We start from the raw sequence: 13708 nt of genomic DNA on the forward strand, positions 1-13708 counted from the left end.
GAGCGTATTATAGCCCCTTCAAATTTATTTAGTAATATTAAACAAAATATTAGTCATACTAAACTACAAATATACTTAGCAAACTTAACGTACTTTATAAACTTTATGTTGACATAGTAGTAAAATATATAGTATAATAAACTTAACGAACTTAAGATACATATAAGTAATATAACGAACCTATAACATAGTGAAAAGAGGTGATGTTATGCTAACTGATGTACAATGTGTTATTAAGTTATGTAAATACTTAACAACAGAATATAATAATGATGATGGAGTTGTGGCTTTCTTTAGTGATACATGGCAAAGAAATTATTACAGTTTTAACCTAGTACTAAATAGTAGTAAAAGAAAAGTTATTATTAACAGGATGAATGAGTCTATCAAGGATGTTGAAATATCTTGATGGGTTAAATAATCATATTGTAAATAATAATGTTATCTGATGAGAAAAAATTATAATACAGTCTCAAAATGGTAACGTAGCTTTTATAAAAACATAAGGTTTATTTAACATAAAAAAGTAAAATAAAGTCGCTATAATACTTTAGATAATTTTAAGTTTGTAATATAATGTAATTAAAAGGAGTGATACACTATGATAAAAATTACTAAAGAACAGATAAAAAAAGATATTAATGAGGTTTTAAATAACTACGAAGGTATGTATGAGTGTGGATACTATATAAAAGATAAGGAGTTAAACTTTTTTATAAACTATACAGGTCAAGGAATGGATTGTAATATATATGATAAAAGTTATGAAGCTATTACATACATGCAGGATTATTTAAAAGAATACAAAGCAAAGTTTTATAACATGAAAGATATACAAGAAAACATATATGAGAATGTTAAGGAAATGATTGAAGAATTATAAAAAGAACCTAACGTTTTTTACCGGTTAACCAAGGTTCTTTAAATAAGGAAAAAAGATAAATATATTTACTTTCTTAAGGTTTAAATACCTATTTTTTATTATAACACAGGAGTGGTTTAAATGGAAACTATTAATGTAGAAAAAAAGATAGATATAGCTGATTTAATGATTAAAGATAAAAATGTTATATTTAACAGTATTTGTAAAAGGGTTTTAGAGTTGTTTTGTGAAATATCTATTATTGATGATGAACTTTTTAAGCTTAGAAATAAGGAATATAATACACCTAACATTTTCAAGCTTGATGATAATTTAAAAAATAAAAAAGAAGAAATGGACACTCTAAAAAATCTTTTACCACATGTTTTCAACTATGAAGAAATTTATTTTTATAGAAATGAATACTTAAATAAGTAAAAAAGAACCCTATTTTTATAGGGTTCTTATTTTTTCTAACAACTGTATATTTTGACTTTCAGTTCCTTTGTAATCTTTTATACCAAATTTACTAGCTAATGTTCTTCTGTTATTAAAACTAGAGTCCATGTTTACTGACTTCATATAATCAACTATTGACTTTATTTCTGACTTAGGCTTTAAACTATCGTCTGTTAAAGCTGTTGCAATTAGTTTCGCCACTCCTGTAAAACCAATTTTCCTAGCTATTTCACAATCATCTTTATTATCACAGAAGAATGACTCTATCATTATGCAAGGTGCTTTTGTCTTAGTTAGCATGTACAAGTCTTTCCTTAAAGTTGTCTTTCTATTTGTAAAGGCTGTTGAAAGTTTAGACTGAACCTTTTCAGCAAACTGTTTCCCTGCTTTAGAAACATATAGAACAGTAGTACCCTTTGCTTTTTTATTATAACAGTTTAAATGTAACTCTATTATAAGGTCATAGTTTTTACTATTTATAAGTGGTAACTTGTGCTTAGGCTCGTCCTCTTTGCTTTTGAACTTTTGTTCAGGGCATATTACAACATCTACACTATGACCTATTTTCTGTAACTCTACAGATAAATAAGGTGCTAAAGCTTTGTTATAAAAATACTCGTTTATAATACCATCAGCACTAGTTGTGCTACCATTTTTTAGTACACTATGACCTACTGATAAACATATTTTCATTTTTTAGAAGAATACACTCATAAAGTCAATGTAAGATTCATCTACAGTTATTGAAGCATTTAAAAACTCTACAGTTTGTTCCATAAGGTCATTTGATTGGAAATATAAATTGTAATGACCATCTGCTGGTATGCTAAAGTTTAGTTTTTGAAGTGTAAACTCTGTATCTATATTTATAGACAATCTTTCAACTTCTGTGTTATCCTTCCAGTTTTTTACAACTAAATCTATTGAACTATTGTTAGAATCTGATGTAGCCATAAAAGTTAACCCGTATAGACCTTTTTTCATGTTACACTCTAAAAACCTAACCTCTTGCTTCTTCTTTAGAACATATACTTGGTCTAACATTTTATTTAATTTAAAAACTTGTTTTAAACCCGGCTTTGCTTCTGTTAATCCTGTTGCTACTGCATTTTTTACTAATCCCATTTTTATATCTCTCCCTTTTTTAATTAGTCATTTGTTGTTAAATATCTATATTTACATGCACCAGTACCACCTGCTACAGTAAGTTTTATACCATAACCTTTTATTTTTAAGTCTTGTAAACTCTCACCTTTTTTTATTATTATATCGTCACCTAGACTTATTTTATCTTCTTTATATATCTCACATTTTAGGTCAGCATCCCCATCATTTGCTAAGAAATTTATTACGTTAAAATTGTGTAGTGATGTGACAACTTCGCTGTCTTTAAGTGAGGAGTTATTAGTTACATAAGTTTTGTCTTGACCAAAAACAACCTCTTTAATCTCTATTTTACCGTCTATAGCAACTTTACCTATGATATTTGAACCTGCTGGAAGTTGTGGCATAGAGTTTATGTTAACAGTTCCTAAATGGTTTTCCCCTGCTGGTAAGGCTGGTAGTGAAGTAACTTTTACATTACCTATATTGTTAGTACCGCTTGGTAAAGCACTATCTAACTTTAGAGGAATTTCGGGCATCTTACTAATGTCTACTGTACCTATTTTATTATTACCCGCAGGTAGGGATGCACCGAAGCTTTTTATAGTTACATTGTCTGATGTTCCACCCCCACCACTTCCACCACTTTGAGAAGTTCCAACTGAACCTACTAGCATGGTAGGGTTGAAGTCTACAACATCAGTTTGTATTTTTATTAAAGCATCCTCTGCACTATTGTTGTATATTCTTATAAAATCTGTTCCAACAGGTCTTGCAGTCTGTTCTTGACCTTGTGGTGGTATTTTTAAGTCGTAAGCATTTTCGCTTGGTATACCTGTTATACTTAGAAATAATTCGCAAGATGATAAATTGTTTACATAGTACCAGTTGGGTCTTTTATCTAAGTTAACAACTAAAGTGTTTTTAGCTGGTACTACTTGTGTTATCTCTCTCCAGTTTTTTAAACCGGAATTGTTTTTACTATTTAAATCCAAAATTTTAAGCCCCCTTCTTAACAAATTTTTTAGTTTTTGAAACAGGGTCAATATTGTCAACACCTCCAAAACTTCCTACGAAGAATACAAGCCCGACACCAATTAAAAGTATTACTATTACAACAACTACTATGTTACCCCACCATTTCAAATTTGATGAACTACCACCTTGTTGACCTGTGGTATCCATAGTAGTTCCGCCACCTATTACACTTGTACCACCTGTTGCTCCCTTTATTATATTTTGTACAGAACCCCCATCATATTTGTTAAGACCCTGCTTATTTATAATATTTACAAGCTGTTGTGCATAGTTAGCGTCTGTTGCATAACCACCTGCTTTGATACCTCTTGCATACTCTTCGAGTGTAGTGGCACCGTTAGTATGCTTTGTATACCTGCTGTTTTTTAATAGCTTTGCATGGTCTACTATGCTTTCTTGATATGAGTTGTACTTTCTAAAGTTAGCGTAAGTTTTATAAGGCTTATTACCTTTTCCATACTCTGTCGTAAGCATACGTACAACAGCACCTACCCAACTACTACCTGCTTTTATACCAAACAGGTTTTTAGCGTTGTAAGCTAGACCCGACAAACCTCCCGGATTAGAACCTCCCGACTCTAATACTATTTGTGCAAGGCTTATCGAAGCTGGAACTCCATATTCTTTTTCAGCACGCTGAGCCCCTGCTATCATTTCTTGGGTTAACTGAACACCCATTTTTAAGCCCCGCCTTGTCTTAAGAGTTTAAGAAGTAAGTCGTTTTGTTTAGCTGTACCCTTATATCCTTGAATACCCATTTTTGCCGCCAATTTTTTACGGTTAGCTAATGAACTGTCAACTCCAGAATATTTTAAAGCGTCTACTATTGAAACACCTTTATAACCAGATTTTATTAAAGGCTTAGGCTTATTGTTTTCTGGTTTCTTTTCTGGGGCAGGTGACTTTGTTGGTATTTCACTTGGAATCTTGTTTACTGTTTCATTCACCTTGTTAGCTGTATCGGAAATAGATTGGGCTATCTTGTTAGTTTGCTCCATGAAAGATTTATTTTGTTCTTGTACATAAGACATACTTTCTGTAAAACTCTCTCTTAATAAATCCATATTTTCCATAAACATTTCAAGTTGACTTTTATTGTTTTCCTGTATTGTTTCAAATTGACTATTTATCATTTCCTGCGTAGCTTGAGTTTGGTCTTTCATGCTTTCAGCTAAATCTTTTATTGACTCATTTTGTCCAGCTAAAGCTTCATTTAAAAGCTGAGTAGTAGCGTTCATAATGCTTTCAGTATTGTCTGCAATTTGAGGGTAACCGTCATACCCGGATGGTTGTTCTAAACCTCCCCCACTATCACCGCTATTACTTTTAAAAAGTGCAACAATACCTAAAAATGCAACTCCACCAACTGCTATCATGAAAAAGTTTTTATTTTTCTTAGAACCTTTTTTAGATGAAGGGTAAACCTGTTCTATATCCATTAATACAACGACCCCCTAACATCTCCTAAATAGAATGACTCAGTCGGGAACATTTCCATTGATAGTTTTTCTCCTTGCAAGTCGGGGTTGACCTTTTCCCACGGAGTATAATCTATCGCATTTACTACCGCTTTATTTTGCACGTTAGGTGAAAAGTAGTCGGTGAAAAGTAGTACAGGTATAGAGTCTAAACGTTCGGCACACCCAACCATTAAGTGAAGGTCGGGTATGTCGGGAGTGTTGTTTAGACTATTGTAAGCAAAGTTATTAATTATTGCTCTATAATCCATTTTATCCACTACCTTCCTTGAAGTGTTTTTATACCACTTACGCTATTTTTGCCTAGCGAGTTTATAATGTTAACTGTCTGTGTACCTTTACTTAAAAACAAATATATTGTTATAAGCATACCAATTCCGGAAAGTACTTTTGCTATTTGATTCAATTCTACCCCTTCCCTTCTTTTTTGCTTTCTTTATTTATTGTAAAACTAGAGTCTAAAAGCGATGTAAACTTTTCTGAGTTAAGCATTACCATACTTAGAAGTACTACATATAAAAACCTTTCAGAAAATTTGTCACCCATTGACATCTGCATTACGAGGGTAAGGCATAAAAAAGCTATAATAAAACCTAATTGTTTATAAAAGTATTTAATTTTAAGCCCCCCTTTTTATATAGTATAAGATTTTAAAGACGTATTTGTTTTAGAAGTATTCTTGTCTTTTTCTTCTTTTTTATCTGTACCACCCGGGAGATTACCTACGTTTCCATACCCATCAAACCCATGTGGTTTTTCACCAACACCACTTTTTTGGTCAGTACCTCCACCAAAAGGTGTCCACTGGTTTCTCTCAGTTTCGGGAATAATACCTACTACAAATTTTGAAATTCTTTTATCCCCCCAATACTCGTCCATCACCAGCCACATACATAAAAGTGCGAGTATAAAGAAAAATAAATCTTTTTTCATAATATCCCTCCTAAACAGTATGTAACTTTAGATTTGACGTATTATTTGTACTGGTTTTGTCAGTGTTACTCTCTTTTTTCAACTTTTCGTTATCGTCTTTTTTTATAACAAACACCCACAACAGAATTATTATTATAGAAAGAAATAGTGTTTTACTCATTAGCTTTTAAAAACATTTCAGTAGTATTTTTTTGCTGTATTTCTATAATTGCGTAAAGCTTTTCTATTGTAAGAGTGTTTTTGTCTATAACAGTAGTAAGTTCTTCCATTTTCTTTTTATTGTCTGTCATAAGCATAAGACACATAAAAATTGGAAACCCAACTCCGGATATTAACTGAATTAAAGCTTGATATTCCATAAAAACTACCTTCCTATAGCACCTAGAAAAATAACTGCTAGGGCTATTAAAATTATTGCAAGGTAGATATTAAACTTACTGGCTGTGTTTAAGTCCCCTTTTTCTGCTAGTTCCTTATCCATTTCCCCCAAAGCGTCTTGGTCGTCAGCGTCAGGAGTTACAGAATTTGAGGTGTCTTGTATCCCCATGTTTGGGTACAAATCTTTCATGTAAAGACCTAATCCGTCACCCATTTTATAACCCCCTCGTCTATTTTAGTCTTGCAAGTTTTTCACTTATGACATGTATTTTACCAGCATTTTTAGTGCTGAATCTTATCCAAAATTCTGTAAGTTTTTCAGTGTCAACGTAGTCCCTTGACCCTCCAAGACCAGGTATACCTTGATAAGCAAAATCAAATATAAACATACCTTTTGGAAGTGCAAAACCTAGCTGGCTTTCATTTATGTGTGCAAGTGTTTCTGCTCTTACACTATAGTTTATGTCAGCTTGGTTAAATACTAACTCTATATTGCTGTTAATATCAGCGTCAGAAAGTGGGTTACCGTCTACGTCAGTTGCGTATATTATTATTTTTCTATATATAGTACCAGTGTCCAATTTTATGATATTTTGACCATTCCCCGGAACGGACTCAACTCTACTGTTTACAAGTTTTATAACAGATAAATCCGGGAAGGCTTCTTGTACTGCTGGTAAACTAAAAGTATGTGTAGAAGGCGTAATATCAACATTTTGTAATGTTATTTCAAAACCTTCTTTGTTGCCGAACATGTCAGCATCATTGGCAATGTCAATTGACAATGTAACATTTGTCATGTCATTTTGTAATAATATTAAACCTATTGGGTCACGTTCGTTTAGTGCAACTGGTAACTCAACTGTAAATTTAAACTTGTTGTCTGTTCCAGCGGATGAAGCTACATAAGTTGGTTGGAAACAATATCCCCTATCGTTTTTATTTTGTGGTAAAATAATATTAGGATTTAAACGTACCATGTTGTACATTGCAATGTCTTGTCCACTTATCGCAAAAGGGGCAAAACCATTATTTAAATCTAATCTTATCTGTCTTATAAGAGTGTAAGGTGCAAAAGGTGGGGGTGTAAGAGTTGTTTCACTAGCATGTTTAATTTTTACAACCCCCTCCACATCAAATAAAACTTTACTAAGTAAACGTGCTTTTGGTAGGTTACATTGTAAAGTTGTAGCCCCTTGTGTTGCTGTCATACGAGGTAACATCTGTCTGTTTTCTCTTGTAGCTTGTGCAAAAAGTTGTGCTCTTTGACTAGCTGTCAGTTTTTGTTTTTCTGCCATTCTTTTTTAATCCTCCAGTTTTTATAATTTTTTATACACCGTTTGCTATGTCTTTAGCAACAGGTATATTAAATTTGTTTGTCATACCTTTTATTAGATAAATAAAAAGCATTGTCATAAAAGTTGTTACAAACATAGATAGCCACCATGATGGTGAAAGAAGTTTACCCATAAGTATCACCCCCCTTCAAAAGTTAAAAAAGTTTTTTAACTGGCTCTTACAACTTGACTCAGTCCTTCTACTTCATACTTAGTAAAAATTACTTTAAACATTAATGATAGTAAAGAACATACGAGCCATATCAGTAGTATGTTTATAAAACCTATACCTGCGAATTTATCCATTTTTTATCACCTCTTTAAAGTTGCTTTTATACATTTGTCATTACCATTTTTAAAATACCAAAACAAGTACTTTCCGGGTCTTTCTTTCATTTCCGGCATGCCTGTAACCTGCATCATTTTATACCTGTCTTGCTCTAGCATTAGGTCAAAGACAAAAAAGTGGGTGCTATTAGCTGTACAAATAGTAGGAATATCAACGGGTCTTTGTGTTAGACTCCAAACAGCTACATTTTTACTTCTACCCCTAGTCATGAGGGCTTTTAAGTATTGCGGGTATTTAGTAGCACTTTCTGCAACACTCATTAACTCGTCAATCCACAATATAGTATTTTCTCTATAGTAAACCCACTTCATAAGTGCATTATAAAAATCTAAGTTTTGTTCCTCAAAATTTGGTACATATATGATTTTATCTGTTGTAACCGTTTCTATTTCTGTTAGTGTTGTAACTACTGTAAAGTCTTTATTTTCAACAAGACTACCCCAAAGAGGTTTACCTTGTTTTCTTCTCTCTGTAACTTCATCTTTAGTATCTAACTTTACAACATTTTTGTAAGATGCTAAGTAGTTTTCAGCCAAGTAGCTTTTCCCCGAACCTGTCATACCTGCTATGAAAACATGTTCGTCAGTATTTATATATAAACTCATTTTTACCCTTTTATAAAATTAACAGTTTCTATTATGGAGTCAAGTAACCCGTCAATTTTATCATCGTCAATATCGTTACATAATTGAAGGGATGATTGTAGATAGGTCTGAGCCATCATTTTGACTGTTATTGGTAGCTGGTCTAGTAACTGGTTTACTATCAGAAACAACCTCTCCTGCTTTGTCGACCTTGGTAGGTCTTGTATCTGTTCGTTGTCTAGTAAGTTCAAACTTTTTAGCCTCCTTTTGTTTTTGTAAAGTTATAATTATTCTTGGTGCTATAATAGTAATACAAGCGACTGCTAGTGCTATGTGGTCAGCATATTCACCTAGTCCGTCAAAAGCTTCACTTTTCTTTAATATATTTGTAAGTGGTATAGTAATTTGTTCGATTTCGTGTGTGGATAGTCGCCATATTTCCCATCCCGGTCTAGATGAAATTATGACTGAAACAGTTTCTAATAAAACGTTTATTTGTGTTGTGTCTATAGTATTGTTTTCTTTTTTCTTAGAAGTTTTTTTCGTAGTACTTTTTTGTGCAGCGTACTTTTCTCTACGCTTTTGATTTCTTTCTTCTCTCTTTTTTCTTTCTTCTTCAGACTCGTTCGGTACTTCTACAGAAACCAATCTAGGAAGTTTTTCTTCAGAGTTGTTTTTTCCTGCTCCTGCTCCTGTTCCGGGTTGACTAGCTGTTCCGGATTGACTATTTGTTCCGGCTCCGGTTTTGGTGGTACTGGTACTTTTACTTCCTGCACTTCCGGATTTAGTATTTTTTTCATTTGATTTAGAAAGTTGTTCGCCCATTTTGGTATTTCATCTCCTTCCTTTTCTGTATCTGTTTCTTTTTCTTCTACTTCTTCATTTTCTTCTAGTTCTTTCTTTTTAGCCATTTTACCACTCCTTTATTTGTTAGGATGATTATATAATATTACAAATATTGGTAATGTATAAGTATACAAACGTTCAAAAAAAAACACTGCCCCAACCAGCAGTGTTTTTTCTTATATAAGGAGATATTCATATTTTGTAAAATAATGAATATGAGTATTTAACTATATTATATATGTTTTATTTTGTCTTTGTAAGTATACATGTGTTCAAAAAAGCATACCTAGATTGGTATGCTTTTATTTATTACTATACTTCTTGGTGTATGTGGGGTATAGTTTATATACCCTTTTGTTTGTAAAATTTTTACTATTCTGCTTGCATAGCCTACACTACAATAAACACCTCCAGCTATATCTCGTATAGAAGGAGCATAACCGTACAACGACTTGTATTCTAATATAAAAATGTAAACTTCTTCTTCTCTGTTAGTCAATTTAATCATAGACTCATTTCAGAAAAAAGTTCCTCTATGTTCCAACCTGTTAAACTGCACCACTCTTTAATGTCAATACCTTGTTTTTTAAAGTACTTACATCTAGCATTTTGACCCAATTTATTATATAATTTATAAATAGAAGAATTTTTTCGTGGTATCTTGATATAGCCAATTTCTAATATGTCATTTAGAATTGTGTCGTCGTCATTGTACTCGTTAAGTTTATTAGTAAAATAGTCTATGGTTAATATGTCCTGGTCAGACTGTTTATCACCATAGCAATATTTAGTGTGTGGGCTAGTCGTGTTTTCGATATAGTCCATTTTCCTTTTTTGTGTAAGTTTTAAGTTTATACTTTTAGTAAACATGACTTTAGTATCAAAGTTTTCATTTTGTTTTAAGCTAGACATGAATTTTTTACGACCCTCTAAACCTTCAAAAACATCAATTCTATTAACAGATTTATCTCTAAATTGTTCAAGCCATTTTTCGTATGTTTCAAAACTAAAAGTAGACATTACTTGTTTAGGTATACCTTTTGCTCTTATTGTTTCACCATCTGTATTTTTTTCAGAATAAAATTTAGGTTGCAAAAATATAGCTTTTTCAATGCTACTTTCCAGCTTCCACTTTCCAAACTCTTTATCATGTACAAGTGTTTCATCCATCTGTGTAGTACATGCTATACTATCTGTATCACAATATGCTACTTCTCCTTTTTCCTGTTGCTTAAGTAGACCCTCATACAGTAAAATCCTTGCATAACTTGTAACATAAGCAGAAATTTGAGGTTGTATATACTGGGCTTTACTTCTAAAAAGTGTTTCTATAAATTTTACATTCATTAAATTGTTAGTATGTTCATGTACTACATACTGCTCTTGTTTCTCTTTTAGTTCCTCAACAGCTACTTCACTATAGTTTAAAAATGTATTTCTAACTCTTATCATACCGAATTTACCGTATAGAGTATTCAACATTAGTTTAGCAAAATTTCGTTTAGCCCCTTTACTAGTGTTCTTCACTTCTTCAAAATATTCAATATAGCTTTTAAATATACTTTCCATCTTTTGAAAGTATACAAGTTGTTCAACTTTTTCAACAGTACAACCAACTTTTTCAGCTACTTTTATTTCCTCTAAAGTCCAAACACCCTCTAGCTTTCCAGTTGGAAAAAGTAACTTTCCTGTATCGTCTTTATAAGGTAGAGGCGGTATATACAAATTTTCCGGTACGTCTATCTTACAGTGTAGAAAACCTCCGCCTATTCCTGTTTTTTTCCAGTAGCGGTAGAACTTAAGTGCTTCATCACCTGTTTTGTAATTCGGAAAACCAACAGGGTACTTAAAATTTTTCATTACATAAGGGTATAGGCTGTTAACGTCGTAGTGGAAACCCTCATTAATCCAAGGTTTAAAAACTTCTGTTCTACCACCATAATAACCTACACGTATAAAGCTTTCTAAGAACTCACCCCATTCACCCACGTATTTTGTTTTAGTAGCTTTTTCGTAATCCTCAGCATAGTTTATTTTAAAAACATTTATAGCCAAACTTGCTGTAGTAGGACACATTATAAATTTTTCAATTTCTAGTTCACTTATTGCAATTACCTTGTTTATTATGTCATACAAAGCTATGCAATCTAGTTTTAAGTATTCGTTTAAAACTTCGTCGTCCGGTTCAACATTCATAAAAAAGTTTCCTTTGCTTTCTTTTTCATTTAAAGAACCATCTTTATTATAAACAGCCCAACCTCTTTTAACTATGTAGTCATTAACATTCATTTTATGTGTAGTTGTCAAGCCGAAGTCGTCTGAAAGCTTGTCTAAACTGCTAGGTAAAAGTTTTAAACTATCATGTAAAATCATTAATTCAGTTTTCAAACTTGCAACACTACCGTTAATAAAAAGAGATTTATCAAAGTTAATAGTGTCACTATTAAAAAGCTGAGGTGCAATTTTTGCAAGGTCAAAATCCAAATTATGAACGTATACATGGTTTTCGTATTCCTTGTTACTTTTTATAACCTTTAGAATATCATCAAAAGAGTTATAAACATAATACTCAAATCCGTCGTATAATCCTACCCTAAATACTTCACCAAATAGACCTCTTGTTTCAGTATCTAAAGTCCAAATTTTTATATCTCGGGACATAACTATCACCCCTTTTATAAGAAAAGTTTTTCTAATAATAAAGCATTATCTTTAGCTTTTTTATTGTCTAAGTTTTTCAAGTGTTCAACAAAATCATAGATATAACTCCATTTCCGCCAAGGCTCGTATAAGCAAGACATCATAATATTTAGATGTGCTAGGATAGACTTTAATTTTTCACCGTACCCACCATAAGCTTTTAAATACCCCTCTTTATTTTTTAAACTTATAGCATTTTGTACTTGGTCTTTATTTACAACCATAACACTATAGTTACCTAATTCACCAACTCCAACAGGAATTTTTATTGCGTAATTAATGTTATCAATTAAAGCTTCTTGACTCATTCTACCGGCAATCCTCTTATAAGTGTAAAAATATTCTGCGTCTGTGTTATCTGTAATGTCTTTATAAAAAGAAATTAAGTACAGCTGTTTAGCATTATCTTTTAAACTTTCAAAAAACGACTTACCTTTGTGTTGTAGCTTGTTAACCTCTTTACTGCTATATCCTAAATCTTTTAAAAGCTTTCTTTTGTTCTGTAAGTCAATTCTTCTTTTAGCTTTCTTAACTTCTTTAGAATAGCTGTTATTATTCCACCCCCTTATCCTTTGTGCATCCTCTCTTGTATACCCTAGTTCTCTAAGTTCCTTATACCTTGCTTTTCTTACCTCATTGTCGAGTTTAATTTTAACCACCCCCTTTCATTAATAAAAAAAGAGGTTAGTAATATTTTACCACCTCTTTAATATCTTAACAATTATTATCCTATCAGTTCAAGAGTAGTAACCTTAAATTTGTTAGATGTTGTAACCTGCTTAGGCTTAATTAAAACTGGTTCGTCAACCCAACTAGGTCTACCTACTATTATAAAAATCTTTTGTAAAGAAGAAATTATTCCCTCAGAAACAGCTTGATACCCCTTACCATCTTTATCTATTAGTACAGTTCTTAAGCACTCCTTAGACTCTCCAGTATTCATATCTGTAAGTGTTATAGGATGTGCTACTACGTCAACTATTTCAAGAGTTTCATTTAAATGGTCTGTTAATTGTTCCTCAGCTGAGTTTATAGCGTTGTATATTTTTACTTTACTTGCTCTTGACCCATCATCAACTATAGAACAGAAAAACTTTGAGTCCGGATTTTCTAGTTTATCCATCATGTCTACACTTGCCATATCACCTTTACTTACTAACATTACATCATTAGACCCTATTACTTCAACTTCCGTATTTAATTCATTATTCATTTTCAATTCCTCCTATTATTTTACTATCATTTAAAAATTTTATTAAGCTATCTTTGTCAACTCTTAAAGCCCTTTCAAACTTATACCCTACTATATATCCTTTATGTATATACTCTCTTACACTTTTTTCAGTAACGCATAATATTTCACTAGCTTCTTTTATTGTAATCAATTTTGGAAAATTATCATTCAATGTTATCTACTCCTTTAAAGTTATAATAATAAACTATTATACCTTTAAGTCATGTTAATAGTCAACTAGTATCGTACATTTAGTAATTCCTCCTTAAGTTCTTTATTATCTTATAAGTTCATTATATACTATTAAGTTCTAAAAGTCAACTAAATAATAATATATATTTGTAGTTTAGTATGACTAATATTTTGTTTAATATTACTAAATAAATTTGAAGGGGCTATAATACGC

At 31.8% G+C, this 13708-nt stretch carries 24 protein-coding genes; 3 read left to right on the plus strand and 21 right to left on the minus strand.

Annotated features, from left to right (window positions below; translation table 11 throughout):
* Positions 1-208 precede the first annotated feature (208 nt).
* From KGF50_RS16325 to KGF50_RS16335, 3 genes are all read left to right on the plus strand, one after another.
* On the plus strand, positions 209-409 hold the full coding sequence (locus KGF50_RS16325) for a hypothetical protein (RefSeq protein WP_227849046.1): 201 nt from the start codon (positions 209-211) through the stop codon (positions 407-409).
* Between the two features lie 192 nt (positions 410-601).
* Positions 602-883 (plus strand): hypothetical protein, encoded by a 282-nt coding sequence (locus KGF50_RS16330; RefSeq protein WP_227849047.1) that lies wholly within the window; start codon positions 602-604, stop codon positions 881-883.
* A gap of 120 nt (positions 884-1003) precedes the next feature.
* Positions 1004-1300: a hypothetical protein gene (locus KGF50_RS16335; protein WP_227849048.1), complete on the plus strand. Its 297-nt coding sequence runs from the start codon at positions 1004-1006 to the stop codon at positions 1298-1300.
* 15 nt (positions 1301-1315) lie between these two features.
* Here KGF50_RS16335 and KGF50_RS16340 read toward each other — a convergent pair whose 3' ends face one another.
* The 21 genes from KGF50_RS16340 to KGF50_RS16440 form a co-directional block, all read right to left on the minus strand.
* Entirely contained in the window at positions 1316-2014 is a 699-nt protein-coding gene (locus KGF50_RS16340; RefSeq protein WP_227849049.1) for an N-acetylmuramoyl-L-alanine amidase, read from the minus strand.
* A gap of 3 nt (positions 2015-2017) precedes the next feature.
* Complete coding sequence (locus KGF50_RS16345; protein ID WP_227849050.1) at positions 2018-2446, minus strand: hypothetical protein; 429 nt, start codon at positions 2444-2446, stop codon at positions 2018-2020.
* A gap of 23 nt (positions 2447-2469) precedes the next feature.
* Positions 2470-3420 (minus strand): hypothetical protein, encoded by a 951-nt coding sequence (locus tag KGF50_RS16350; RefSeq protein WP_227849051.1) that lies wholly within the window; start codon positions 3418-3420, stop codon positions 2470-2472.
* Positions 3421-3424: 4 nt separating this feature from the next.
* Positions 3425-4141 (minus strand): glucosaminidase domain-containing protein, encoded by a 717-nt coding sequence (locus tag KGF50_RS16355; RefSeq protein WP_227849052.1) that lies wholly within the window; start codon positions 4139-4141, stop codon positions 3425-3427.
* Positions 4142-4143: 2 nt separating this feature from the next.
* Positions 4144-4902 carry a DUF3597 family protein gene (locus tag KGF50_RS16360; RefSeq protein ID WP_227849053.1) on the minus strand — a complete coding sequence of 253 codons (759 nt, stop codon included), beginning with the start codon at positions 4900-4902 and terminating at the stop codon, positions 4144-4146.
* 298 nt (positions 4903-5200) lie between these two features.
* Positions 5201-5347, minus strand: coding sequence for a hypothetical protein (locus KGF50_RS16365; protein WP_227849054.1), 147 nt, complete (start codon positions 5345-5347; stop codon positions 5201-5203).
* A 2-nt stretch (positions 5348-5349) separates the two neighbouring features.
* The gene (locus KGF50_RS16370) at positions 5350-5499 is read right to left on the minus strand and encodes a hypothetical protein (protein WP_227849055.1); all 150 of its coding nucleotides are present in this window, start codon (positions 5497-5499) and stop codon (positions 5350-5352) included.
* A 75-nt stretch (positions 5500-5574) separates the two neighbouring features.
* The gene (locus KGF50_RS16375) at positions 5575-5820 is read right to left on the minus strand and encodes a hypothetical protein (RefSeq protein ID WP_227849056.1); all 246 of its coding nucleotides are present in this window, start codon (positions 5818-5820) and stop codon (positions 5575-5577) included.
* 206 nt (positions 5821-6026) lie between these two features.
* Complete coding sequence (locus KGF50_RS16380; RefSeq protein WP_227849057.1) at positions 6027-6233, minus strand: hypothetical protein; 207 nt, start codon at positions 6231-6233, stop codon at positions 6027-6029.
* A gap of 5 nt (positions 6234-6238) precedes the next feature.
* Entirely contained in the window at positions 6239-6466 is a 228-nt protein-coding gene (locus KGF50_RS16385) for a hypothetical protein (protein WP_227849058.1), read from the minus strand.
* 16 nt (positions 6467-6482) lie between these two features.
* Positions 6483-7550, minus strand: a complete 1068-nt coding sequence (locus KGF50_RS16390; RefSeq protein WP_227849059.1) for a hypothetical protein — start codon at positions 7548-7550, stop codon at positions 6483-6485.
* Between the two features lie 31 nt (positions 7551-7581).
* Positions 7582-7722, minus strand: a complete 141-nt coding sequence (locus KGF50_RS16395; RefSeq protein ID WP_227849060.1) for a hypothetical protein — start codon at positions 7720-7722, stop codon at positions 7582-7584.
* A 35-nt stretch (positions 7723-7757) separates the two neighbouring features.
* The gene (locus KGF50_RS16400) at positions 7758-7895 is read right to left on the minus strand and encodes a hypothetical protein (RefSeq protein ID WP_227849061.1); all 138 of its coding nucleotides are present in this window, start codon (positions 7893-7895) and stop codon (positions 7758-7760) included.
* Positions 7896-7901: 6 nt separating this feature from the next.
* Entirely contained in the window at positions 7902-8543 is a 642-nt protein-coding gene (locus KGF50_RS16405; protein ID WP_227849062.1) for a hypothetical protein, read from the minus strand.
* A 75-nt stretch (positions 8544-8618) separates the two neighbouring features.
* Complete coding sequence (locus KGF50_RS16410; protein ID WP_227849063.1) at positions 8619-9170, minus strand: hypothetical protein; 552 nt, start codon at positions 9168-9170, stop codon at positions 8619-8621.
* Positions 9158-9433: a hypothetical protein gene (locus KGF50_RS16415; protein ID WP_227849064.1), complete on the minus strand. Its 276-nt coding sequence runs from the start codon at positions 9431-9433 to the stop codon at positions 9158-9160. The genes KGF50_RS16410 and KGF50_RS16415 overlap by 13 nt, the downstream gene beginning before the upstream one ends.
* 221 nt (positions 9434-9654) lie before the next feature.
* Positions 9655-9876 carry a hypothetical protein gene (locus KGF50_RS16420; RefSeq protein ID WP_227849065.1) on the minus strand — a complete coding sequence of 74 codons (222 nt, stop codon included), beginning with the start codon at positions 9874-9876 and terminating at the stop codon, positions 9655-9657.
* Entirely contained in the window at positions 9873-12029 is a 2157-nt protein-coding gene (locus KGF50_RS16425; protein ID WP_227849066.1) for a DNA polymerase, read from the minus strand. The genes KGF50_RS16420 and KGF50_RS16425 overlap by 4 nt, the downstream gene beginning before the upstream one ends.
* 14 nt (positions 12030-12043) lie before the next feature.
* Positions 12044-12727 carry a hypothetical protein gene (locus KGF50_RS16430; protein ID WP_227849067.1) on the minus strand — a complete coding sequence of 228 codons (684 nt, stop codon included), beginning with the start codon at positions 12725-12727 and terminating at the stop codon, positions 12044-12046.
* Positions 12728-12792: 65 nt separating this feature from the next.
* Positions 12793-13281 carry a hypothetical protein gene (locus KGF50_RS16435; protein ID WP_227849068.1) on the minus strand — a complete coding sequence of 163 codons (489 nt, stop codon included), beginning with the start codon at positions 13279-13281 and terminating at the stop codon, positions 12793-12795.
* Positions 13274-13474: a helix-turn-helix domain-containing protein gene (locus tag KGF50_RS16440; protein ID WP_227849069.1), complete on the minus strand. Its 201-nt coding sequence runs from the start codon at positions 13472-13474 to the stop codon at positions 13274-13276. The genes KGF50_RS16435 and KGF50_RS16440 overlap by 8 nt, the downstream gene beginning before the upstream one ends.
* Between the last annotated feature and the right edge of the window lie 234 nt (positions 13475-13708).

This window comes from Clostridioides sp. ZZV15-6598 (genome assembly GCF_020657705.1).
GTDB classification, from domain to species: Bacteria; Bacillota; Clostridia; order Peptostreptococcales; family Peptostreptococcaceae; genus Clostridioides; species Clostridioides difficile_F.